18 protein-coding genes and 1 tRNA gene are annotated in these 25,633 nt (G+C 36.1%); 1 reads left to right on the forward strand and 18 read right to left on the reverse strand.

The genetic code is table 11. The features are described from left to right. Both GWK10_RS06730 and GWK10_RS06735 read right to left on the reverse strand, forming a co-directional pair. Complete coding sequence (locus GWK10_RS06730) at positions 1 to 2,280, reverse strand: M56 family metallopeptidase (RefSeq protein ID WP_164030608.1); 2,280 nt, start codon at positions 2,278 to 2,280, stop codon at positions 1 to 3. Further along, positions 2,277 to 2,645: a BlaI/MecI/CopY family transcriptional regulator gene (locus tag GWK10_RS06735; protein ID WP_164030611.1), complete on the reverse strand. Its 369-nt coding sequence runs from the start codon at positions 2,643 to 2,645 to the stop codon at positions 2,277 to 2,279. The genes GWK10_RS06730 and GWK10_RS06735 overlap by 4 nt, the downstream gene beginning before the upstream one ends. A gap of 152 nt (positions 2,646 to 2,797) precedes the next feature. On the opposite strand from GWK10_RS06735, the gene GWK10_RS06740 reads away from it, so the two are divergent. Then, on the forward strand, positions 2,798 to 3,316 hold the full coding sequence (locus GWK10_RS06740) for a DUF456 domain-containing protein (protein WP_164030614.1): 519 nt from the start codon (positions 2,798 to 2,800) through the stop codon (positions 3,314 to 3,316). Positions 3,317 to 3,654: 338 nt separating this feature from the next. Here GWK10_RS06740 and GWK10_RS06745 read toward each other — a convergent pair whose 3' ends face one another. The 16 genes from GWK10_RS06745 to GWK10_RS06820 form a co-directional block, all read right to left on the reverse strand. After that, complete coding sequence (locus tag GWK10_RS06745) at positions 3,655 to 4,335, reverse strand: response regulator transcription factor (RefSeq protein WP_204263101.1); 681 nt, start codon at positions 4,333 to 4,335, stop codon at positions 3,655 to 3,657. Next, the gene (locus GWK10_RS06750; protein ID WP_164030621.1) at positions 4,322 to 6,379 is read right to left on the reverse strand and encodes an ATP-binding protein; all 2,058 of its coding nucleotides are present in this window, start codon (positions 6,377 to 6,379) and stop codon (positions 4,322 to 4,324) included. The genes GWK10_RS06745 and GWK10_RS06750 overlap by 14 nt, the downstream gene beginning before the upstream one ends. A gap of 29 nt (positions 6,380 to 6,408) precedes the next feature. After that, the gene (locus GWK10_RS06755) at positions 6,409 to 6,564 is read right to left on the reverse strand and encodes a hypothetical protein (RefSeq protein WP_164030624.1); all 156 of its coding nucleotides are present in this window, start codon (positions 6,562 to 6,564) and stop codon (positions 6,409 to 6,411) included. A gap of 181 nt (positions 6,565 to 6,745) precedes the next feature. Next, on the reverse strand, positions 6,746 to 7,480 hold the full coding sequence (locus GWK10_RS06760; RefSeq protein WP_164030628.1) for a LytR/AlgR family response regulator transcription factor: 735 nt from the start codon (positions 7,478 to 7,480) through the stop codon (positions 6,746 to 6,748). 421 nt (positions 7,481 to 7,901) lie between these two features. Further along, positions 7,902 to 7,975: transfer RNA gene (locus GWK10_RS06765), tRNA-Asp, on the reverse strand. Between the two features lie 222 nt (positions 7,976 to 8,197). After that, positions 8,198 to 9,127: a DUF58 domain-containing protein gene (locus tag GWK10_RS06770; RefSeq protein ID WP_164030631.1), complete on the reverse strand. Its 930-nt coding sequence runs from the start codon at positions 9,125 to 9,127 to the stop codon at positions 8,198 to 8,200. Positions 9,128 to 9,305: 178 nt separating this feature from the next. Continuing rightward, complete coding sequence (gene trxA, locus GWK10_RS06775) at positions 9,306 to 9,623, reverse strand: thioredoxin (RefSeq protein WP_164030633.1); 318 nt, start codon at positions 9,621 to 9,623, stop codon at positions 9,306 to 9,308. Between the two features lie 136 nt (positions 9,624 to 9,759). Next, a complete protein-coding gene (locus GWK10_RS06780) occupies positions 9,760 to 10,956 on the reverse strand; it encodes a multiheme c-type cytochrome (protein ID WP_164030637.1) in 1,197 nt (398 codons plus the stop codon). A 4-nt stretch (positions 10,957 to 10,960) separates the two neighbouring features. After that, positions 10,961 to 15,340: a DNA polymerase III subunit alpha gene (gene dnaE / locus GWK10_RS06785; protein WP_164030642.1), complete on the reverse strand. Its 4,380-nt coding sequence runs from the start codon at positions 15,338 to 15,340 to the stop codon at positions 10,961 to 10,963. Positions 15,341 to 15,439: 99 nt separating this feature from the next. After that, a complete protein-coding gene (locus tag GWK10_RS06790; protein WP_164030645.1) occupies positions 15,440 to 16,651 on the reverse strand; it encodes a BaiN/RdsA family NAD(P)/FAD-dependent oxidoreductase in 1,212 nt (403 codons plus the stop codon). Continuing rightward, positions 16,648 to 17,376 carry a glycerophosphodiester phosphodiesterase gene (locus tag GWK10_RS06795; RefSeq protein WP_164030647.1) on the reverse strand — a complete coding sequence of 243 codons (729 nt, stop codon included), beginning with the start codon at positions 17,374 to 17,376 and terminating at the stop codon, positions 16,648 to 16,650. Before GWK10_RS06795 ends, GWK10_RS06790 begins: the two co-directional genes overlap by 4 nt. Positions 17,377 to 17,597: 221 nt before the next feature. Beyond that, positions 17,598 to 19,472 carry an alpha-amylase family protein gene (locus GWK10_RS06800; RefSeq protein WP_164030650.1) on the reverse strand — a complete coding sequence of 625 codons (1,875 nt, stop codon included), beginning with the start codon at positions 19,470 to 19,472 and terminating at the stop codon, positions 17,598 to 17,600. A 23-nt stretch (positions 19,473 to 19,495) separates the two neighbouring features. Next, on the reverse strand, positions 19,496 to 21,358 hold the full coding sequence (locus GWK10_RS06805; RefSeq protein WP_164030653.1) for a glycoside hydrolase family 13 protein: 1,863 nt from the start codon (positions 21,356 to 21,358) through the stop codon (positions 19,496 to 19,498). Positions 21,359 to 21,468: 110 nt separating this feature from the next. Beyond that, positions 21,469 to 23,781 (reverse strand): glycoside hydrolase family 65 protein, encoded by a 2,313-nt coding sequence (locus GWK10_RS06810; protein WP_164030656.1) that lies wholly within the window; start codon positions 23,779 to 23,781, stop codon positions 21,469 to 21,471. Positions 23,782 to 23,806: 25 nt separating this feature from the next. Beyond that, positions 23,807 to 24,463, reverse strand: a complete 657-nt coding sequence (gene pgmB, locus GWK10_RS06815) for a beta-phosphoglucomutase (RefSeq protein ID WP_164030659.1) — start codon at positions 24,461 to 24,463, stop codon at positions 23,807 to 23,809. A gap of 98 nt (positions 24,464 to 24,561) precedes the next feature. Beyond that, positions 24,562 to 25,602: a LacI family DNA-binding transcriptional regulator gene (locus tag GWK10_RS06820; RefSeq protein WP_164030662.1), complete on the reverse strand. Its 1,041-nt coding sequence runs from the start codon at positions 25,600 to 25,602 to the stop codon at positions 24,562 to 24,564. Positions 25,603 to 25,633 lie beyond the last annotated feature (31 nt).

Here is a 25,633-nt window from a genome sequence, read left to right on the forward strand (position 1 = left end):
CTAAAGTGAATAAGTGATTTTGGTTGCATACGGAACTCGTACTGCTTTCCCTTTATGCCTGCCAGGTTCAAAGGTTGGTAATTTATTGATGATCGTTTTTGCTGCTTCCTCTAAACGTGGATCCGCTGCTCGGGCTTTAATCAAGTCAACCTTACCACTTTTATTAATTTCAAACATGATATAAACATCACCTTCTATGCCTTCCTCTTTAAGGTTATTAGGATAATTAAAATGCTTGCGAATGTGGTTATTCAATTTCTCATTAAAGCAGTCTTTCTTACTCCCAATATTTTCACAACCAGGAAAAACAGGAACCTCATCAATGACTGCGAAGGGGACTACTTTGTCCTGATATTTTGATATTTGTTCATCTCTTTCTTTTGCCCGTTTTTCTGAGTAATTCATCACAGAATCATCAGCAACTTTATCATTATTCAGTTTAAAGGTAATGGGGATTGAAAATGGTACATTTACAAACATCCCACTTTGCTTTCCTGGAATAAATTGTGGCAACTTATTAATGATACGTCCTACTTCACTTTCTAAGCGTTTATCAGGACCTCTCATTTGTAAATCTTCGATTGTTCCATCTGTACTAATCACAAAATTCACATATACTCTACCTTGAACATTTTCGGCCTGCGCTTCTGCTGGATAGCGGAAGTTTTTCTTAATATGATTTTGAATTTTTTCCCGAAAGCAGGCGCGTTGGTCCAACGAATTTTCGCAACCAGGGAAGATTGGGACTTGCTCTACTACTGCGAAAGGGGTTTTAGCAGTAGAACGCGCAGAAGACTTCTCATCACGCAATAATTGTTTAAATTCTAAATAATTAGGATTCACAAAAAACTCAGCTGAATTAATTCCATCAGTAATAATTAAGGAATTTTTAGTATCATTTTTCACGTGATTCTCTAACAGTCGATTTATTTGAATCAATTCATCACCCGAAAAGTCTGTAGTGTTTTGCGCCTCAAAAATTTTAGTTTGGGAATTAGTCTTAATATCAATAAAGTCAATCAGAATTTTGGTGAAACCATTTAACGAAATCCCAATGTTCTTATCAAAAACTTGATAGAATTTATGTTCGTTAACATAGTTCGAATAAGAAAGGTTTTCTAGTCCTCTTTTGTATGCATAAGCCATGAATTTGATCCTACCATCTGAAGCTTCAATAAGCCTTTTAATGTTATCTTTCTCAGTCATTTTTTTCATGTATACAATATCCTGTATACGAGATTCATAATACTTCTGTTTACTTACGAGTTCATCTAAAGGTGATGCGGTCTTAAAAGACTTATTGTTATTTCTTAATTCATGAAGTGTTACGAAGTCCATGGCTTCATATTTACTGATTAATCTTCTTTTTAGAGCTCCATCGTCATCATCAATTGAAATGGACAAATCAACTCCAGCAAGTTCATCATCCAACTGCTCACAGCTGTTATAAATCAACATTCCGAGCACAAGCGGCACCAAAAACAGATATTTCAACTTAAAAACAGTTTTTGATTGCTGACGACTAATCATTTTTAGTCGATTTTTAAGTAAAGACGGTTTTAAAAACTGATTAACAAATGAGATATGTTGCGTTTGAAATGCCTGAGCCAACAACTCATTTACGTAGGCTTTTTTATTTGATTTTACCGCCTGTGCATCAGCAATAAACTCGTGTAATTCTGCCATCCTATTTTGATAGATATAAATGAGCGGATTGAACCAAAAAATGACGCGAAGCAACTCAAAATACAAGAGATCGATACTGTGTTTTTGCTTTACATGAACCAACTCGTGCTCGATGATCTGATCTTGTTCTTTGTCAATTATAGCGTCGCCTAAAAAAATGTACTTGAAAAATGAAAAAGCCTGTTTGCTCCTCATTAATAGGACCTTGGTATAATTTTCAAACTGGGTTCGTTCTCCCTTTCTAACTAATACGTTAATCTTGTATAGCTTAAATAATAAGATTAAAAAGCTAATAAACATACCTACATAAACAATATGCATCCACTGAAATTGGTAGATAAATCTTGAAGCCTCATCTGCATTGAGAGTAATCTCAGCAAGAGGCTCAAACATAGGAAACACATAGGTATATTGTTCTGGTATTGCAGAAGAAATAATGCTTAATTTCACAAAAGGAATTAGTAATGACAACAATGAAGTACCTATCAAGTAAGCTCGATTCCAGTTAAAAAAAGTTTCCTTCTTTAAGAATAGGTCATACACCAGCAAAAACAATAACTGAAACGCCAACACCTCTAAAATATACTGTATCATGAGTTCTCATTTTTATTGTTCAACTCCTTTAAAATGTGTTCTAACTCTTTCACATTAATGTCATTTTTCTTCACAAAAAACGAAACCATACTCTTAAAAGATCCCTGAAAATAACCATCCATTAGTTTATTGATGGATTGATTGCTATACTCTTCTTTAGAAATTAACGGGAAATATATATGGCCTTTTCCCACTTTCTTATGACTTACCACCTCTTTGCTTTCAAGGATTCGCACAATGGTAGAAATTGTGTTATAAGCGGGTTTTGGTTCTGGAAACTGCTCGATAATAGAAGCAACATTCGCTTGATTAAGCTGCCACAGTATTTGCATAATCTCCTCCTCTGCTTTAGTAAGTGTCTTCATCATTTTCCGTTTTAAAAAAGTATTTGCGCAGTATACTTCTGAGAATTTAGATTGCTAATATAACTAAATAATTAGTTTAAACTAATTATTTAGTTCATAAAATTGTAACACTTTTAGTTTTAGCTCGTCAAATAGACAGTTAATTTTACTTTATGGATATCATTTTAGTCCTGTTCGGACTACTTTTTATATTTCTTGGTCTTATTGGTAGCTTTTTACCAGTATTACCTGGCCCACCTTTAAGTTGGATTGGGTTATTATTATTACACCTAACTAAGGCCGTACCTAGCGACCCTTGGTTTCTAGGAATTACCTTTGTAATTGCTATTGCTGTTTTTGTTTTAGATTATCTTATTCCCATTGCGGGAACCAAACGTTTTGGTGGTAGTAAAGCAGGAATGCTAGGAACTACTTTAGGCTTAATCGTTGCTATTGTTTTTCCTATTCTAGGTTTTTTTGGCATTATTATTTGGCCTTTTGTTGGTGCACTTATTGGTGAACTCATTAATAAGGCAGATGAAAAAACTGCAATGAAAGCCGCTTTTGGATCTTTTATTGGATTTTTGACTGGAACCTTTCTAAAGTTTATGGTGGCTGCGATCTATGCGGGTTTCTTTTTTTATACGTTAGTAGGCAACGCGAGCGCCCTGTTTTCTTTTGATTGGTGGTAGGCAAAATTCATTTAACACAATCTCAAATTGACCATAAAAAAACGCACCTCGAATAAAACTCTATTCGTGGTGCGCTTACGGGCTATAAAAACGTTTCAGGTTAACTAAGCTAACCCCGGCTGCTTGTCGTATCCTTATAATTATCCCCTAACTATAAAATATGCGGAATGCATCAAGTAATGAAAACATGTGTACAGGACAACCGGGATGATCAAATAGCTTAAAAGTATTAACCATTACTTATGTGTAAATTTAAGTAATACCATTGAAGAAGCTTTGCGCACTTTGCGCAATTGTATTGCGCAAAGTGCGCAATTTTGAAGCTTTTTTAGGAAAATTTAGACAAATCCGAGGCTTTTTGCCTTTTCTATCAATTCTGCGTCGGATGCATCGGTTATTCCGAATTGTTGTTTTAATTGCCCTTTTCTATAGACAACTGCACGTCTAGAGAGTCCAACCATATCCGTAATATCTGATGTGGGAATTCCTTTTGAAAGGTATTCGAGTATTTTTTGATTTTTAATATCCAACTCGAAATCATACTGTATGCGCCTTCTTAAATGTTTCATTACACTTGCGCTGTAATATGGCTCATCTTTTAAAACAGATCGAAATGCATCGACGAACTCCTTTGCGCCAACATCGGTCTTTATTAATAGTCCATCTGGGTCAACATTTTTTAATATTAGCCCTATACGCTGATCTTCACCATGCATGGTAAGAATTACAACTTTACTGTTAGGTATTTTCAACTTGGCAAATTTGGCAATGTCTTCACCCGATAAGAACTCACCATTTGCACTTGGCGGTAAGTTAATATCAACAAACAATACTTTGAAGGGTTGTGGTGAAGTAATTGATGCCGTTATTTTGTTAACAGCTAGATCACAATCGTTGGCCGATTCAATTAATAGATTATAACCATCAGCCTCTCTGTTTAAAAGTGAGTTTTTATACCCTTCAATAATCATAGGATGATCATCTACGATTAGTATTTTGATATTATTATTCATTTCCATTAGCCAGTGCCGATGTTTCAATTTTTATGCCGCTTAAGGTAATCGAGGTCCCCTTATTTATTTCACTTTCTATCTCAATCTTTGCGTTAATCTCTTTAGCGCGTGAGCGCATATTCTGTAAGCCAATCCCTTTGCGTCTAGATGTTTCTTTAAGATTAAAACCTTTTCCATCATCCTTTATAGTAATGGTAATCCCATTTTCTTTATTATCAAAAATAATGTGTACTAGCCGAGCATCAGCATATTTATTTATGTTTTGAAGAGCTTCTTGTATAATGCGATACATATGCATTTTAAAGGGACTCGACACTACACCCCAATTAATAAGATCATCATCTATTAACTCATACTTCCATGCTGCTATTGAAGACTGTCTAATTAAAAGGTCATCGACCACATTGACAAAATCTTGTTTCCCTTCAAATATATCACTGCCTAAATCATGCGATATTTGGCGAATTTCTTTCTCAATACCCTGCAATTCATTTACGTAAAGCTCCTTAGTGCTATTTTGTCCATTTAGGTTCATCGACTCTAAACTTAAACGCACTCCAAATAATCGACTTAAAACACCATCATGCAGCTCCTTTGAAAATCGCTTTCTTTCCATACTACGACCTTCGTTAAGCTTAGTTTGCTGAGTAAGCATTAGCTGATAGATCTCTTCATTAGCCTTTTGTTGACGTTGTGCAACCAGTAGCTTTCGCTTACTATCCTGCTGCCTTTTAATTATAAACAGAAGCAGTCCAATTAATAAAACCCCTAAAGTAACAATCGTCAACCATTGTATACGAGTCTCATTTTTCTCGTTCTCCATCTGCAATGACTCCTTTTCAGCCTCCAATTCGTCCGACTCAAATCGGATTCGGGCAAATTGATCTCTTGAGCGCCTTTCTTCTTGCTGCAGGCTATCGGTTAACTTTATATACAAGTTAGCATATCGTAAAGCCTCATTTCCAACAGTTAAGCTTTGTAGCTGTTTTAATGCTTTGGGTACCTTTTCTAAATAAATATTATCCCTTCCTATTTCATATGCATTTGTTGCATATTTTTTTGCATTCGAAATATCTCCTACATGACCGTAATATTCAGATAAATTAAGATTTGCTGAAATAGCCAGATTAAGGTTATTAAGATTATCTGCTATAGCAAGTGCCTCAAAATACGGGGCTGGTAAATGCCCAACTTCTCCTTGTAAAAAACGAACATGTGCATAGTTGTCGATTAAAATACCATAAGTTGATGTTTTCTTTTGCTTCAATTCATATAAAGCAAGTCCTTTTTCATAATATGATTTGGCCTTTATTAGATCACCTTTATTCTCATAATCCCAACCTAGATTATTAAATGGTAAGGCTTTTTCCAACTCGTCATCTAAACCAGATTTTAACTCTAGATATTCTTCATGATACAAAATTGCTTGATCATAATCACGCATTGCTCGCCTCAAAATCCCTAAACCGTTTATACAGTCACCTATGTACTCTGACGCCTCTATTTTTTTAAATGCATCCAATGACACTATATATGAAGCTTCAGCCCCAATCAAATCACCTTTTTTTCTTTGTATTAATGCCATTCCTAAAGCCGACCTACCAATTCGCTTATTATTCCCTAACTTTTGATACTCTTTAAACGCCTTGTAGTAATAGTAGTAAGCACTATCATATTGCAAAATGCGGTTCTTTATCAACCCATAATTGTAATACCCTTTTGCAATAGCGGCACTATCATTGATTCGCTTTGCATTTTCAAGAAATACATCAGTAGCTTTAGTATATAAGTCCCATTCGCGTATCATATAATAACAGGAAGCTACTTCAATTGCCAGTTCATTGTATAAAGTGTCCTTTTGTAATGTATTGATCAAACTTTTAGCACTATCGGCTAATTGTAGTTTATGTTGTTTTGTAGTATCAGCATATTGAGAACGGCTTATAATATCTTTAATAAGCTCAACTTTGAATTCAGGAGTCAATACTTCGTTCTTTTTAGAACAAGAGAAAAATAGGAGCAAAAAAAAGACGAATGCAATACGATACATTCGTCTAAGTTATGAATATTAAAGATATTTTAATCTTTTTTAGGTTCTTCAGGATCTTCTCCTTCTGTAGCCTCAACATCTGCATTCTCATAAAGATCGACATCATTGTTGGCATTTTCTGGTGTGCAAGAGTAAGCAAATAATGATAATAATACGATTGCAGTTGCTCTTTTAATAGTTTTCATAATAGGGTGTTTTAAGTGTTATAGGTATTTTTGCTAAGAGCACTTTATAGTGCTTTATTAGGCTCAAAACTATATCCTTGTATCACGAAAAACTGTTAAAAAAAGTGGTGTATAGTAACTAACCCAGACTGAGTAGTAATCGTACCTGTTTTACGGGTAATTGGGTCAATTTTAGTTGTAGCTATACGTAAAGCATATTTCCGGTATCGAGACTCTTTTTTAAATGCTTAACATTCTCTCGATACGATTTGGAAAAAGGAATCAGGTTACTGGCATTGTCGATAGTACAGGTTGATTTACCAAAATTAATTCTACTCACACATTTTGAATTAATAATATAACTGTGGTGAATTCTGGTAAAATGAGCTGGTAGTGCCTGCTCAAAATGCTTTAAGGTTTTAAAAGCAGTGATCTTTTCACCATCCCTTAAGAACAAGTCTGTCGTATTATTATCCGCCTTTAAATAAATAAGATCATCAACATTAACAAATTTATGATCGCCATGTGATTTGATACATAAAATTTGTGGTTGATCTGTTCGTTTTTTTTCGTAACGCATTAAAACTTTACGCAATTGAAAACTGTCTATTGGTTTTAGCAAATAGTCTAAGACATCATTCCTAATAGCATCAATTGCGTAAGTTTTTGTAGCTGTAACCACAATAAAGGTAGGAGGGTTGTTTGTATATTTAGCAAGTTCAGTAATGATTGAGAACAGGCTCATGTTAAAATGATTGCCTGGAATTTCTACGTCTAGGAAAACTAGATCCGGTGTTGTTCTTAAAATAAGATCTAATCCCGAATTTTCGTTATCGGCAGTACCCATACATTTATAATCAGGAAACAACGTTAAAGCTCCTTTTAAGCGCTGAACGTCGTCTTCAAAAGCATCGATTATAACGTAGGAATACTTCATTACACCTTATTTATATTACGGGACAAAAAAAGTTTACTTGTTTACCGTAAAGATATTGACTATAAATAAGCTAACGTTGCGCAGTTTGCGCAATTAGGTTGCGCAAACTGCGCAATTTTCAGCATTTTTATGTTAAAATTTTATCTCTTTTTTCAAGTTTCGAAAAAAGTAAAGCTCATGGGAAAGGCTATAAACATAAAAATAGACATTTTTATTAGATCAAAAAAATAACGATATGTTATATCCTTTGAGAAATTAGAAACCTTAAGGCTTGATGGCTGTATAAATATCGTCAAAAACAAAAAAAGCATCCCGTTTTACACGAGAAGCTTTCCATTGGCTTACTTCTAAACCTCGATGAGCGCTTGGCTCATCACAACACAACTTTGTTTTTACTTCATGTCACTCTTGAAGTAAATTGCGGTCTGGACGGGACTCGAACCCGCGACCCCCTGCGTGACAGGCAGGTATTCTAACCAACTGAACTACCAGACCGTGCTTGTTATTTTAAGACGTGAAGCTCGTCATACGTTTTCGCTTTGTACTATTAGTACTTAGCGGGTGCAAATATACACCGCATTTTGAATTTGACAAATGATTTTTCTAGAATTTTAAAAAATATTCAGCCCATTTAGAATACCTTGGAAAGAAGAATCAAGGTTCTAGACTTATACTAGTAAATACAGGCCTGAGATTAAACTAAAATAAGCTCAAAATCTAAGCGAATTTCTGCCGTTCGACCAAGTAGGTAGTTAATATAGTATTGAAATCACCATTAATGTCACAACCCACATATTTAATACGGTATTGAGCACATTTTAGTTGTAACGCATAAAAATAATCAGCTACAGCTTTTTCGTAGTTCCCCTTTATATTATCAGCATATAAATTGACATAGTCACCAGTCTCCACATCGACAAAACGTTTGGGTCTATTATCAAAATCAAAAGTCAACTCTTTCTTCCTGTCAAATACATGGAATATCACCACTTCATGTTTATTGTACTTTAAATGCTGCAAAGCTTCGAATAATTTTTCTTGATCTACCGCTGTTTGAAACATATCTGTAAACAAGAAAATAAGCGATCTCCTCTTAATTTTCTCCGCTATTTGATGCAAGTAGGAGTAGGTTTCTGTAATTCCCTTATTAGGTTTATCAGTTACAATTTTTGAAAGCTTCCCCAACAACATTTGATGATGCCGTTCACTTCCTTTTTCAGGGGCATAATATTCATATTCGCTACCGTACACACTCAGCCCAACGGCATCTCGTTGTTTTTTAAGCAAATTCATGATTCCAGCAGATGCCAAGGCAGAAAATGCGACTTTATTCAACGAACTAACACTCAAATTCTTTAAGTCAGGATAATGCATAGAAGCTGAATTATCAACGATCAAATGGCATCGCAAATTCGTTTCTTCCTCATATCGTTTGGTGTATAGCTTGTCTGTCTTAGCATACAGTTTCCAATCAATATGTTTTGTGCTTTCACCTTGATTATAAATTTTATGTTCGGCAAACTCGGCTGAGAAGCCATGAAATGGACTTTTATGCATTCCAGAAATAAACCCCTCTACCACTTGTTGTGCAAGCAGTTCGAGATTCTTAAATCCAGAGGTTTTATTTAGTTCTTGTTGTAGATTCATGGTTCTCCTAATCCTCCTTATCTAGGAGGAAATAAAGCGTTATATAAATTAAAAGATCCCGATATGCATCGAGATAAGTTCAACCAACGATTTCAATTACATTGAAACGGAGTTTCCTAAAATAAAAAAGGCCTGGCACTGCACCAAACCTTTAATATATTATTATGTAAATAATCTTTTACAACAACTGATCGATTGCTTCAGCATATACGTTTTTAGGTGCTACACCTACTTGACGACCTACAACTTCTCCGTTTTGAAAAACCAATACAGTTGGGATGTTACGAACACCGTATTTAGCAGCAAACTCCTGATTTGCATCAACATCTACCTTACCAACAACAGCTTTTCCTTCGTAGTCATTGCTAATTTCTTCGATGATTGGACCTACCATTCTACAAGGTCCACACCATGCAGCCCAAAAATCAACCAAAACTGGTTTGTCACTTTTTAAGACAGTTTCCTCAAAACTAGCGTCTGTTATTTCTAATGCCATAATATAATTTGTTTCTTGTTAATCTCAATTTTAAAATCACAAAAGTAGTCAAATATTATTCGCTTTCCTTACTGCTGTATTATTCATTATTGTTATGTAGTAATTGTTAAAACTTATACTTCAACCGCAAGTTATACTACTTATAAACTGCTATTAAATGCGTTCGTACTTCAACTGGTATTGTATCTCTATCCAGCGTAATCTTCATAGATTTTGATGGAAACATAGGCATATGACATGAAATACAGTCGTTATTGTTTTGTTGAAGCAGAACACTATCCTCAATGCATTTTTTTTGGTTATTAGAATGACAACTCATACATTTTATGTTAAAACTACCAGCGTTATTGCGCTCATTTTTGTGTGGATCATGACAGCTTGAGCAATCCATCTTTTCTGATTTCTGGAAGCATTTACTACTTGTTAAAAGCCCATATTGATTACCATGAACATCAAGTTCTATTTCCTTTACCTCCTGATAGTCTGCAGTAGAGAATTCAGCAAGTTTATCCCCTATCACAAAGCTAAAAGGTTCTCTTTTAGAATTCATCGTGATACCTGAATGACACAAAGCACAGGCATCCAGTTTTTGTTGTTGAGAAAGTTCATTATAACTAGTTACAAATACAGCTTCTTTTACATCGGGGTTACTTAAATGAAATCCAACATGTTCTGCTGATGGACCATGGCAACGTTCACAATCAATGCCAAATATTATTTGATCTTTGTCATATCGATTCTTGATTGAAAACCCCTCAACATGATTGGCATAGGTCGTATGACACTCCATACAACGAGGGCGGATGATGCGATTTTTAACCAATCTATCTGGATACCCTGGACTATTTATCCAGTTTTTTGAAGGCGCGAAGAAAGATGCTTGTAATTGAGAGAGCTGATCGTTATTCCATGTAAGATAAGACTGACCTTTCGTTCCTGAACCAATGACCATATCAATTTTCGAAGTCATCAATAATTCATCATTCTCTATTTTATGAATTTGTTGAAATAACGCGGTATCGGTTTTTATTAATTGAATTTCAACAACACCTCCTATTGTTACAACGTTCTCACCATCTATGAAGTCTCCCTTTACAGTTGATGAATCTGCGATAGCAGAGGTCTTAAAATGTGCCGTTTCTAGGTGAGTTTTATAGATTTCAGGATGACATGTATAACAACTTTCTGAACCGGCAAACCCCTGGCCATTGAAGTGAGTTGCTATAGGGATTATAGGTTCGTAATCAGATTCTGTATAGGAGTTTTTACAGGCAAATACTATCCAAAATGTACTGAGTAATAATACAATGATATAAGACTGATAATTTTTCAATAGTTTAATTCAACTTATACTTTACTTCCTGTTCTCGCAACTCTTCAATAAGCTCTTGGCTAATTTTCACCTTTTGCTTGCGACTCGCCATGCTTAATTTGATTTCTTCTTGCATTTCGTATACAACAAAATTCAAGATCTTTTCTCCCTTATGCATATGCAAGGTGTCTTTTAAACTATTGATTCTACTTTCTTGTAGATCATCAATATTCAATTGAATAGTCAACTTTTTCGCATAAGCATCCATTACATCATGCATTAGCTCAAAGTTATTAAACTGAATTCTCGGATCACCTTTCTTTCCAGTTTCTCGATTTACCCAGCCCTCTTTCACAAAAGCCCTCACAAAAACAAAGGAATTTGGCACTAAAAAATGGCGAAATTTTAAATAGGCTTCTTTAAAAATTCTGAATTCATAAGAGTCATTATAATCTTCAATGGTAAAAGCTGCCCAACCTTGATTGGTTTTGGTAACTCGATGTTGTACATCACTAACAACACCGCCAAAAATAATTTCACGATTTACATGCTGTTCCAAATTGTGAAACAATGATACATTGCCGTTTGTGAAATTGTCCATTTCTATTTTAAAATCGTCAAGCGGGTGTCCAGAAATATATATTCCGACTACTTCTTTTTCTTGACGCAACTTCTCCATCGTTCCCCATTCTTCGCATGGCGGAACTACCGGTTCCGCTATTTGAACCTCACTAGATTCACCAAACAGACTGACCTGTGCAGAATTCTCATTTTCTTGATATTTAGCCCCGTAGCGAATAGCCTTCTCCATAAACGAACTTCCGTCACCATCCTTAAATAAATACTGCGCACGGTGTGTATCAGTAAACGAATCGAAGCCTCCTGCAAGCACTAAACTTTCAAATGACTTTTTATTGGCAGCTCGCAGATCAATGCGCTTCGCCATATCAAAAATGGATTTGTACTTACCATCTTTTTTTCTATGTTCCACTATAGTAGCAACGGCATTACCTCCTACTCCTTTAACCGCTCCCATTCCGAATCGAACAGCGCCCCGATCATTTACTGAAAACTTGTAGTACGATTCATTCACATCCGGCCCCAACACCTCCAACTTCATTCGTTTGCACTCTTCCATAAAAAAGGTGACCTGCTTGATATCATTCATATTATTGGATAATACTGCTGCCATATACTCTGCTGGATAATGTGCTTTTAAATAGGCCGTTTGATAGGCAATCCATGCGTAGCAGGTAGAGTGCGATTTATTAAAAGCGTAGGAAGCAAATGCCTCCCAATCCTTCCATATTTTCTCTAATTTATCTTCGGCATGACCATTTGCAACAGCTTGCTCAATGAACTTGGGTTTCATTTTATCAAGCACTGCCTTTTGTTTTTTACCCATTGCCTTTCGCAGTACATCGGCCTCACCTTTGGTGAAGCTTGCTAGCTTTTGAGAAAGCAACATCACTTGCTCCTGATAGACCGTAATTCCGTAAGTTTCCTTCAAATATTCCTCCATTGCAGGAAGGTCATATTCAATTTCTTCATCACCGTGTTTACGTGCGATGAAACTAGGAATGTATTCCATCGGACCTGGTCGATACAGGGCGTTCATGGCAATTAAATCATCAAAAACCGTTGGTTTTAGGTTTTTCATGTGCTTTTGCATCCCAGGCGATTCATACTGAAATATCCCTACCGTTTCTCCTTTTTGGAAAAGCTCGTAAGTCGGCTCATCATCGAGCGGGAAATTCTCTGGATCAAGCTCAATACCGTGCTTGGCTTTTACAATTTTAACCGTATCTTTTATTAAGGTCAGCGTCTTTAATCCCAAGAAATCCATCTTCAGTAAGCCAGCACTTTCTACTACTGAGTTATCGAACTGTGTTACATATAAATCGGAATCCTTTGCCGTTGCTACAGGAACAAAGTTCGTAATGTCATCAGGTGTTATGATCACCCCACAGGCATGAATCCCAGTATTACGAACGGAACCTTCTAAAACCCTTGCTTGATTAACGGTTTGCGCTTGTAGATCTTCGCCTTCAGAAATATTGAGCAGTTCATTGATCAACACCAAATCATCACTCCTAAATTTAGATTTCAAGACTTTTTCTTCAACCCCAAAAATCTTATTAAGCTTCGACATGTTAGGAATCAACTTCGCAATCCTATCTGCATCATGAAGCGGTAAATCAAGTACCCGAGCTGTATCCCTAATAGAAGATTTTGCAGCCATGGTGCCATAGGTGATAATTTGCGCCACCTGATTCGACCCATATTTATCTATAACATAATCCATTACCCGACCACGACCCTCATCATCGAAATCAATATCGATATCGGGCATACTTACACGATCCGGATTCAAGAAACGCTCAAAAAGTAAATCGTACTTAATTGGGTCAATATTCGTAATCCACAAACAGTAGGCTACTACCGATCCTGCCGCCGACCCTCGACCTGGCCCAACTGATACATCCATGTCTCTTGCGGCTGCAATAAAATCCTGCACAATCAAGAAATATCCCGGATATCCAGTTCTTTCAATAGTATCTAACTCAAAATCGAGACGTTCCTTTATTTCTTCAGTAATTTCACCATAACGCTTTTTCGCACCCTCATAAGTAAGATGTTTTAAAAAGGCATTTTCTCCTCGCTTTCCACCATCTTCTTCGTCCTCTTTATGTTGAAATTCTTCTGGAATCTCAAAGGCAGGAAGCAGTACATCTCTAGCTAAAACAAAAGGCTCTATCTTGTCAACAACCTCCTGAATATTTAAGATTGCTTCAGGTAAATCCTGAAACAATTGTTTCATTTCATCTCCACCCTTAAAGTAGTATTCGTCATTAGGTAGACCATAACGATATCCACGACCGCGACCTTTTGGTGTCGCCTGTTTCTCACCATCTTTTACACACAACAAAATATCATGTGCATTAGCATCCTCTTGATTGCAATAGTATGTATTGTTTGTGGCCACAAGTTTCACTTCATGTTTCTTAGCAAGCTGAATGAGCACTTGATTCACTCGTTTTTCATCTTCCCGATCATGGCGCATGATCTCTACGTATAAATCGTCACCAAATTGTTCTTTCCACCAGATTAAGGCTTCTTCGGCCTGTTTTTCGCCAATATTCAGGACCTTACTAGGCACTTCACCATATAAGTTACCTGTAAGTACAATGATATCTTCCTTAAATTGACTTATTATCTCTTTATCAATGCGCGGCACATAGTAGAATCCGTCAGTATAAGCCAAAGATGACATTTTGGCCAAATTATGGTAGCCATTCTTATTTTTTGCAAGCAATACGATTTGATAACCGTTATCTTTTCTCGATTTATCATCGTGTTTTTCACATACAAAAAACTCACAACCGAGAATAGGTTTTATCTCATTTTCAAACCCCGTTCCGTTTTCTTCTGCTTCCTTATTTCGTTCTTTAACTCCATTATTATGCTTGCCTACAGCCGAGACAAAATGGAACGCACCCATCATATTGGCATGGTCAGTAAGGGCAACCGCTGGCATTTTATGTTTTGCCGTAGCCTTCACCAAATCAGCTACACTACTGGTTGATTGTAAGACCGAGAATTGAGAGTGATTATGCAAATGAACAAAAGTAGCATCAGCAAGGTTGGCTAAATTTTGGTCAAGTTCTTGTTTTGAAATTCCGTCATCTGCCGGCTCTAGCTGTTTTGCAATTTTAGCTGACTCAGCCTTTAGATTAAGGTGTTTTAAACCAATAAGCTGAATGGTCTGCGGATTCGCTTCGTCAAAGCGCGCAAAATAATCCGGATTTACATCTAGCTGTTCGGTTGTAAATACTCGCTTACGAACCAATTCTAAAAAACAACGGGTAGTTGCTTCTACATCGGCTGTTGCATTATGCGCTTCAGAGAAAGGTTTATGAAATAAAAATTCATGCAATTCCGTCAAGGTTGGTAATTTGAATTTACCATATCGCCCTCCTGGAATTTGACATAAATCAGCAGTTACTTCGGTACACGTATCAAGTACCGGTAACTCTTGTAATTTGTTAGCAACGGATTCTCTGTAGAATTCCGCACCCATAATGTTCACATCAAAACCTACATTCTGACCAACAACAAATTTGGACTTATCTAATACCTCATTGAACCTTTCAAGCACTTCATTTAACGGAATACCTTGTTCCTGAGCTAACTCAGTAGAAATACCATGAATCTTCTCTGCATCATAAGGAATATTAAACCCTTCTGGCTGTACCAAATAATCCTGATGCTCAATCACATGCCCCATTTCGTCATGCAATTGCCATGCAATTTGTATACATCTTGGCCAATTATCTGTATCTGAAATTGGTGCGTTATAATCGCGAGGTAAACCGGTGGTTTCGGTGTCGAATATTAGGTACATAAACTATTGAGCAATGAAAAAATCAGTCTTTAAAAATACCATTATTTCATTCCTTTTCTAGTGTAAGTTTTAAGGAGTTACTAACAGTTTATCTAGTCTTTAGTTGGCCATTTCCTTAGCAGCAATATAACCACTAGTCCATGCATTTTGAAAATTAAAGCCTCCGGTAATAGCATCAACATTTAGTACTTCGCCAGCAAAAAACAAATTGGGTAGTTTTTTGCTTTCATAGGTTTTAAAATTGATTTCTTTCAGGTCAACACCACCCGCTGTGACGAATTCCTCTTTAAAAGTACTTTTTCCATCAACTTGAAATTGGGCAAATTGCAGTGAGTTAATCAAGACTTCTCGTTTCACCTTTGAAAGATCAGCCCATTTTAGATTTTCATCTATTTCAGAAAAAATCACAAGTCTTTGCCAAAGCCGTTTTGGTAAATTGAATAAAGGTGTTGCAACAATTCTTTGCTTGCCTTTCTCCTTGCGCATTGCATCGAACCTGCGCTCTACAGATGCTATTGATTCATCTGGAATAAAATTTACTTGAATTGTAAATTTGTAAGCTAATTCATTTAAAATTCGTGCTCCCCAAGCCGATAACTTCAAAATTGCCGGACCACTAAGTCCCCAATGAGTAATTAGCAAAGGACCATCGGCAAACAAACTTCCATTGGCTAGCACTTCTACCTCAGCTTGAGTTGCTAATCCAGCTAAACCCTCGATTCGTTCATCTTTAATATTGAAAGTAAATAATGACGGAACAGGTTTGATAATTGTATGTCCCAATTTTGCCAACAAATCCCATATTTTGGGATTGCTGCCAACCGCAATAAGCACTTTCCTCGCTTGAAATGTCGATTTTTTTGTTTGAATATGCCAAATATCATTTTCAACCTGAAGCTGCTTTACTGATTGACCAGTAAGCACTGGAACATTTAATCTTTTTACTTCAGAAAGAAGCGCATCGATAATGGTTTGCGAATTGTTAGAAACGGGAAAAATACGACCGTCATCTTCAATCTTTAGTTCGACACCCAACTCATCAAAAAAAGTCATGGTATCACCACTACAAAATGTATGAAACGGACCTAATAATTCTTTTTCACCTCTTGGATAAAATGTAGTTAATTCTTTCGGATCGAACTCGGCATGCGTCACATTACAACGCCCCCCTCCAGAGACTTTTACTTTGGTAAGGACATCAGTGCCTCGTTCTAAAATGGCAATTTTAAGTGAAGGATTGAAACGCGCTGAGTGAATTGCTGCAAAAAAACCTGCCGCACCACCGCCAACAATCACTATATCGAAGTTCATGAAACCGCTACTTCGGGTATTGGGCTAATCAACACTTCTTCTATGGGAGTTCTTTCTTGAATAGATTTCACCTCAACTTCTTCCAAAGCTTCAGCTTCAAAAACGGGAATCTCAGCTTCCCACGGTTTGATTTTAAATCCGTTCTTGATCGCTTTTTCAAGTAACTTTTGTTTTAATTTTCCGTTTTTTGGATGGATGGAAAATGCAGCTACTGTTTTTGCAAGGGACAAAGTATCTTTTGTAAGTTTTTTAGTCAGTACTCCTATTCGGGTTTTTTGATCAATTGAGTAAAAGTCGACTAACTCGAACCAATTGAAACTGGTAACTAGAAACATTTTACGTTTCCAATTATCTTTTTTGGCGTATTCTTTAATAATAGCAGAAACAGCATTTGATGTGCCAAAACCTGAAAGCTCAATAATAACTTTGGCTTGCCCATTAATAAGATCTAAAACTTCTTTTAACGAAGGAATTTGATATTGATCTTGAATACGAAGTTTTTTGAGTTCTTCTAAGGTAAAATCTTCTACCTCGCCCATGCCATTTGTGGTTTCATCGACATCGGAGTCTTTAATGACAACAAGCTCGCCAGAATCGCAAATATGTACGTTTACTTCAATGCATTTTGCACCTAGTTCAAGCGTTTTCTGAATGGATTCAAGTGTATTTTCAGGGGGGAGTTTCACGGTACCATTCAAACCGATGAACTGAATTTTTTTCTTCATATTAAGTTTTTATACTGACGCACTACGTTAAACTACCTTTTATTCATAAAAATACGGTTGTAATTAACAGAAGAATGTTTTAGTTAATTGGGATAAATTTGACATCCATTAGACAAAACTTAATTTAAATATAAGAAATACAAAATAATCTCTGTAAAGAGACGTAAACAACCGTTAGCTTGCTATTTTGTATTAAATATGTTTAAGAATAAGCAAGTATCTTATTCAATTTTGTAAACAACTGACTCTAATGATTTAAGGCTAATATTAGTATTAGCAATGCCATCTACAGCAAGTGTATTTTTTTTCTGATATAGCAAATCGGTCAACTCATACGAAGATTCTGTAAGCTTCCATAAATCAACTATATCTTTTGGGATTTTTATATTGACATCATAGGATTTATCCCGATCAAAATTAATTACCACTAGGAGTTTTTCGTCGTCTTTCCAACGCAGATAAGAGTATACACGGTGATCATATCCTTCCGTACGTTCTTTATTGAAATAATGAATGTCACGCCATTCGCCCATAAAAGCCTTATGATCAATCGTGACATTTAAAAGACGCTTATAAAAATCCCTTAAATCCGCTTCTTCATTACTTAGTTGGCCACCATCGAACTTTTTGTCATTTACCCAACGTTGATGATGTGGCACCCCTATATAGTCGAATATGGAAGTACGAGTGGGTTGACCGAAACCAGCATTTTCCCCTCCAGGTTCACCCACTTCTTGCCCAAAGTAGATCATGGTTGGTGAGGTACTTATGGTTGCTGACAAAACCATTGCAGGCTTACCTATTTGTGCATCTCCCACAAAATCTGGGCTTGCAATGCGCTGCTCATCATGATTTTCTAAAAAATGAAGCATATTATGTTCAATATCTCTAAGTCCATTTTGAACGGTATAAATATGATCCGTCCATCCATGACCTTGCATAATATGCTTGAGGGAATCGTACAACTCTACCTTATCATATAGATAGTCCATTTTTCCTTTAAAAATATACTCACGATATAGGGCGGGATTATAAACCTCAGCAAGCAAAAAAGCATCTGAATTCTTATTTTTTATCGCGGAATTCATATAACTCCAAAATTCAACAGGAACCATTTCAGCCATATCAAAACGGAAACCGTCAACACCCATTTCTGTCCAATACAATGCGATGTCTTTAAATTTTATCCAAGAATCAGGCACTTCTTTATCTTTCCAGAAATTGAAGTGTTCCTCATGACTTTTGGAGGCAAAATCATCAGGCAAAACATCGAAATCCTTAGTTCCATCAGATCGAACGCCGTAATTAATCTTTACCGTTTCGTACCAGTCGTAAAATCCTGGTTTAGCTGATCTTGCTCCGTTTCCTGTCCATTTTGCTGGACTTTCTTTGAACTTATGATCTACTAATCGGTTTGTATCACCTCCTAAAACTCGATAATCATTCAACCAGTCTGGTACTTCGAAGTTTTCCCCTGGCACATAGTAAAAGTTGTTATTCTTCGCATACTCTACACTTGGGTCATCGTCAGCTCCAAAATCGGTTACACCTTCAGGATTGTTTTTCCCTTCATATTTTCTTGCAACATGATTAGGTACAATATCAATTAAGAGTTTTAAACCAGTATTATGTGTCCTATCTATTAATGCTTTAAATTCTTCAAGTCGGTTGGCTGGATTTATTGCCAGATCAGGATTTACATTATAATAATCTTTAACAGCATACGGTGAGCCCGCTCGTCCTTTGACCACATCAGGATCATCATTTGAAACCCCAATAGCGGTGTAATCATTTATAACAGCGTGATGTGGGACACCTGTGTACCAAATATGTGTTACTCCCAGATCTTTAATTTCTTTTAACGCCTTCTCTGTAAAATCGTTGAATTTCCCAACACCGTTTTCTTCGATTGTTCCCCAAGGTTTATTGGTAGTGTTTGTATTGCCAAATAATCTGGTAAAGACTTGATATACTACTTTTTTACCCATAAGTTCTTTTTCAGGAATGACTTTGCTTTTTTCTTCATCGTGACAAGAAGTAATAATTCCTAAAATTATTAAACCGGTCAAAAATGAGGCTATTCTTTTATGAAACATAGTGCTATTGGCTCTCTTTACAATTACTTGCTACTAAATATAAATGCTCCTTTGCCCGGCAACTTTAAGTTTTGTTTCCAAGTAATCACTTCGTTACTAATTATATTGGTCATTTTCTTGCCAGATAATCCTAGTTCCTTAAACCTATCTAAATCAAGATTAATCTCATCTTGATTTTTATTTAGCAGCAGCAACACAGTTTCATCTTTTAAAATTCTAGCAATGACATAAATCCCATTTACAGGCCCAAAATGCACCGTTTTACCATCATGTATTGCAGTGCTTGTCTTGCGATAATTCAATAGCTTTTTTAAGTAAGATTGCATCTCCTTTTGATCCTCAGTTAGTCCTTCACCGGTAATGGCATTTGTGGAATCCCCAGTCCAGCCTCCGGGGAAATCACTACGAATTAATCCATGATCCCCGGGCTTGGCAGTATTTTCCATAAGTATTTCGGTGCCATAATATATTTGAGGCGTCCTAGGCATGAGCAAGTATGTAGCTAATGCCATTTTTGTATTGACTACATCCTTATTAAGTCGAGTAAAAATCCTGTCCATATCATGATTATCAGGAAATACCATTATGTCTTTTGGCGAGGTGTAAATAAAATCGTTAGCCAAGCCTTCGTACAATTTTATAAGCCCCTTATTCCAGCTATCATCTTCCTTTAAGGCTTCTATCACCAGATTTTGCATAGCAAAATCCATTGTTGATCGTAAATTAGATTGGTATCCGTCCTTATTATTAGCACCCTGTTGCCAATAATTAATTAGTAATGGATTGTAACTCCACTCTTCTCCTACAATATTAAAATTTGGATACTCTTTCATTATTGCACCAGCCCAACTAGACATAAAATTTTTATCGGGATATGGATATGTATCCTGACGAATACCACCAAGACCTAAAGTTTCAATCCACCAAATGCTATTTTGAGTGATATAAGATGCCATGAACGGGTTATTTTGGTTAAGATCAGGCATTGTATTCACGAACCATCCTTCGGATAACTCCTTTTTATCAATGGCCGATGCATATGTATCCATATTAGCGGTACGACGATGATTAGAAAAGACCATCTTATCCTTACTTTCAAATTTCTTTTGAAAATTAATCCAATCATTAAAAGGAAGGTCTTTCATCCACCAATGTTCTAATCCACAATGATTAGCCACTTGATCCATAATAAGCTTGATTCCTTTTTGACGCGCTTTAGTGGCCAGTTCTATATATTCATCTATGGTACCAAAACGCGGATCGACCTCATAAAAATTAGTCATTGCATAGCCATGATATGATGCTTGGAACATATCATTTGTTAATAATGGCGATGGCCAAATGGCCGTAAAACCCATATTTTCTATGTAATCTAAATGATTTATTATCCCTCTAATATCGCCCCCATGTCTGCCATAATCATCAGTTCGATCGATCGTATTCTCGTTCATCTTTTTGTTAATGTCATTAGATGGATCTCCGTTAGCGAAGCGATCTGGGGTTATCAAATAAATTACGTCAGTACTATTAAAACCAATATAGTCTTCGGCTGATTTTACTCGTGATTTTAATTGATAATTATATTTGATCCTTCTGCCTTTTTTAGGCTTAAATACGATTTCAAAAGTTCCGGCGTTTGTATTTCGATCTATATTTAAATCAATGAAAATATAATTCGAACTATCTCCACTCGTAATTTTATTAATGCTTACACCTTCGTATTCTATAGACGGAATAGCACTAGCAATATTTTCACCTTTTACTAGTAATTGTAACTTACTATTTTTAAAACCAATCCACCAATTAGGTGGTTCAACACGGTCGATTTGCGCGCTAGTTAGATTTGCGAATATTAAAAAAAGAAAAACAGTGATTGATCGGTTCATTTTGGTTTGATTGATTAATGGTTTTTGGTTGATGCGATTGTAAATACCTACACGAGTACCATCCTGACAAACTGCCTAAATGATACTCGCTGCGATATTATTTATGAATATTAGTGATTAGTACTGAGCATTTGCTTTGGTGAAATAATGCGCTCTTCGCCTTTTACTAAAATGCTAAGATCCCGATCTCCCTCTAGTTCAAATGCCACATCATTTTGAGAGACATTAACCGTAATAATTTGATTTCTAAAATTGATCTTAAACGAGTATGCTTCCCATTGCTCAGGGATTTTCGGGTCGAATGAAAGCGTGTCATTTTTAATTCTCATACCTCCAAAACCTTCTACTATGCTCATCCAAGTACCTGCCATACTGGTTATATGAAGTCCTTCTTCTACCTCCTTATTGTAATCATCAAGATCTAAACGAGAAGTCCTCAAGTAAAACGTATATGCCTGATCCATTCTATCTAAAACAGCGGCCTGAATAGAATGCACACAGGGCGATAAAGAAGATTCGTGAACTGTAAATGGTTCGTAAAATTCAAAGTGATTTTTAAGTTCTTCTTTTGTAAAGTGATCTTCAAAAAAATAAAACCCTTGCAACGTATCGGCTTGTTTTATGTAAGGTGAACGTAATATTCTGTCCCATGACCATTTTTGATTAATTGGACGTTGTGATTTATCAAGATCAGCTACTGTTATCAATTCTTTATCCAAAAAGCCATCTTGTTGCAAGTATACATTATGCTCTTCGGAATATGGAAAATACATCTTAGCCGCTACCTCTTGCCAAAGCTCAACTTCGGACCAATCAAGATCGGTTTTTCCCATAATTCGCTCGAAATCTTCAGGATATTCAGCTTGAATTTTCTGAATATTTTCAACCGTATAGTCAATACACCATTTAGCTAGGTAGTTTGTATACCAGTTGTTATTTACATTATTCTCATATTCGTTGGGTCCGGTGACCCCAAGAATTACGTACTTGTTTTTTGCAGTCGAGAAAGTGGCGCGCTGATGCCAAAAACGAGCAATACCAATTAAAACTTCAAGGCCCTTTTCAGGAATATAACTATAATCGCCGGTGTAGCGGTGGTAATTAAAAATTGCGAATGCTATTGCTCCGTTTCTATGTATTTCTTCAAAAGTGATTTCCCATTCATTGTGGCATTCTTCGCCATTCATGGTTACCATTGGGTATAAAGCAGCTCCGTTTTTAAACCCTAGCTTTTCGGCATTTTCAATAGCTTTTTCTAAATGGTTAAATCGGTATTCTAGTAAAGTCCTCGCAACTTGTTGATCTTTGGTCGCCATATAAAATGGGATGCAATATGCCTCGGTATCCCAATAGGTACTTCCGCCATATTTTTCTCCAGTAAACCCTTTTGGACCAATATTCAATCGCGCATCACGTCCTAAATACGTCTGATTTAATTGAAAAATGTTAAATCGTATTCCCTGCTGAGCCTTAACATCACCTTCTATTGTAATATCAGCCATTTCCCAAATATGGGCCCAAGCGTCTTTTTGCATTTCTAGCAACTTGGTATAGCCTAGATTAGTGGCTTTTTCTATCGTTTGCTTTGCTGCGCTTATCAGGTCGTATTTATCGTGATTGGTTGATACTGTATATCCACCGTACTTTAAAAATGAGATTGTTTGATTTGCCTGAACGTCTACCTTATAACCTAAAGAGGCAATAGTCGCAGCGTTTTCAGCTACAGGAGCGGCTTCAATTTTTTGATCATTTAGCCTCAAAGAAGTTTGCATATAGGTACACACATAAAAATTGGTCTTTAAGGTACGCGTTGTTATGAAAGATGAATCACCTTCATCTTTAACATCTATCGTTTCCCAGAATTTATCTTCCCAATTCGTGTCCTCATTTGTAATACCTGAATCGAGATAGGCATCAAACCCAACAGTTGCATCTTGATCGATTGGGGTAACATCATATTTAATTACACCTAGCTCATCAATATCTAACGAAAGAAAACGCGTTGACACAACCGCTACCTGTATATTATTTGGCATTGTTGCGACGAAGGAACGCTGATACCAACCTTCTTTCATATTCAACTCACGCTTAAATTCAGTAATATTCTTGCATTTATTTAAATCGAGTGTTTCTCCATTAACAAGTACATTAATACCAATCCAGTTAGGGGCGTTTAATACTTTGGCAAAATATTCCGGATAGCCATTTTTCCACCATCCTACTCTTGTTTTATCGGGATAATAAACCCCTGCTATATAACTACCTTGAAATGTAGGACCTGAATAGTGTTCTTCAAAATTAGCACGTTGACCCATTGCGCCATTACCGATACTAAATAGACTTTCAGATGATTTTACCTTATCTATGTCAAACCCTTCTTCTATAATTGACCACGGATCGGCTTTTATATAATCTTGATTCATTATTTACTTCTTTTATTTAGTCTTGCTATCCTGCAATTAGCTTATTTAAAAATTGAATTGAAATTTTTGTGAAATCGTCAAAGACATGATCAGCCTCATGAAGCACTTTTGCATCACCGATACCTATGCTAATCATATTTGCTTTATTAGCTGCCTGAATACCCGCAATAGAATCTTCAAAAACAATACATTGTTCGGCAGGAATATTTAGTTGTTGTGCACCTAACAAAAATACTTCTGGATCTGGTTTAGCTTTAGTAACATCATTACCATCTACAATAGTGTCAAAATATGAAAGTAACTGTACTTTTTCTAAAATGGGTGTCGCGTTTTTACTAGCCGACCCCAAAGCAATTGGTGCTTTTTCATCCTTTAGATGCATTAGAACTTTAGGTACATCGGGAAGAATTTCGGAAGCGTCCATTTTTTCGATATACTCTAAATATTCTTCATTTTTACTAATTAACAACTGGTTAAACTCTTCTTGAGAGATGGTCTTATCGCCAATTTCTAGTAATAGTTTAAGTGATTCTACACGACTTACTCCTTTAAATAGCTCATTTTGCTCTTCGGTAAAGTCAAAACCTAGGTTATTGGCCAAATTTTTCCATGCCAAATAATGGTATTTGGCAGTATCAACAATGACACCATCTAGGTCGAAAATAAATCCTTGTGTACTCATTATGTTTTTTTAACTTTAAAAGTCTTTTTAGTATTACCTAGTAATTTCAAAAGCATCTTTTTCAATACTTTAAAATTACAAAATAACTTTGCTTGCCTTTATTTAGTGGTTTCTCTTTTTAATAACTCTGTTGGGATGATTCTTGTTTCGAACTCCTCTTCGGAAGTAACTTCTTCTAATTTATCGATAAGTATTTCTGCCGACACCTCTCCCATATATTCTCCTTGTTGATTAACGGTCGTTAAACTTGGGCGTGCATGCCTTGAAAGTACTCCGTTTGAAAAACTTACTACAGACACATCTTCGGGTACAGACAACCCTCTATTCCTTGCTAGGTTTAATGATGTTATTGCATAAATCTCATTCACAGCAAAAACACCATCGATCTCAGGGTTTTCATCAAAAATCTTGTTTAGTCGTGCTTCAACACCTTGTTGTTCTTCAATATTATCTCCTGCTTCCTCAAGTTTAAGAATAAGCTCTTCTCTTACTTCGATATTATTTTCGGTTAACGCCTGAATATAGCCTTCAGTTCGCAGCCTTCCGATATTAATATAATCTTTGGTACCAACCAGTACGATATTTTTACAACCTGAATTGATTAAATGCAACACACCTTGTCGAGCTGCCTCAGTATCATTAATAATTACTTTATCGCAGGCAACTTCATTCACGACTCTATCGAACATTACAATAGGCACCCCTTGATTAATAGACTCCTTTAAGTGGTGATAATCTTGCTTTAGCATGGTTTCTTTTGAAATAGACATTATAAAACCATCTATGTTAGCGGTAATTAAGGTGTCAACATTGATTACTTCTTTGTCAAAAGCTTCATTTGATACTGCAATAATAACATTATACCCTCTTCTATTGGCTACTTTTTCTATCCCGGAAATCACCTTTGCAAAATAATGGTGCACTATTTCTGGAATTATAACACCTATCTTTTTCGTTTTTTGATTCTTGAGACTCAGAGCAATATTATTCGGACGGTAGTTATACAATTTGGCAAATGCCTGAATTCTATCTCTATTGTCTTGACTAATCTCTTTGCTATCATGTAATGCCTTTGACACGGTCGAAATGGATACATCCAATTCGCGAGCAATTTGTTTAAGTGTCATTTTTCGTTTCATATTTTTCTGAATTTTTCAAAAATGGAAATCA

Source organism: Spongiivirga citrea (assembly GCF_010671565.1).
Classification (GTDB): domain Bacteria; phylum Bacteroidota; class Bacteroidia; order Flavobacteriales; family Flavobacteriaceae; genus Spongiivirga; species Spongiivirga citrea.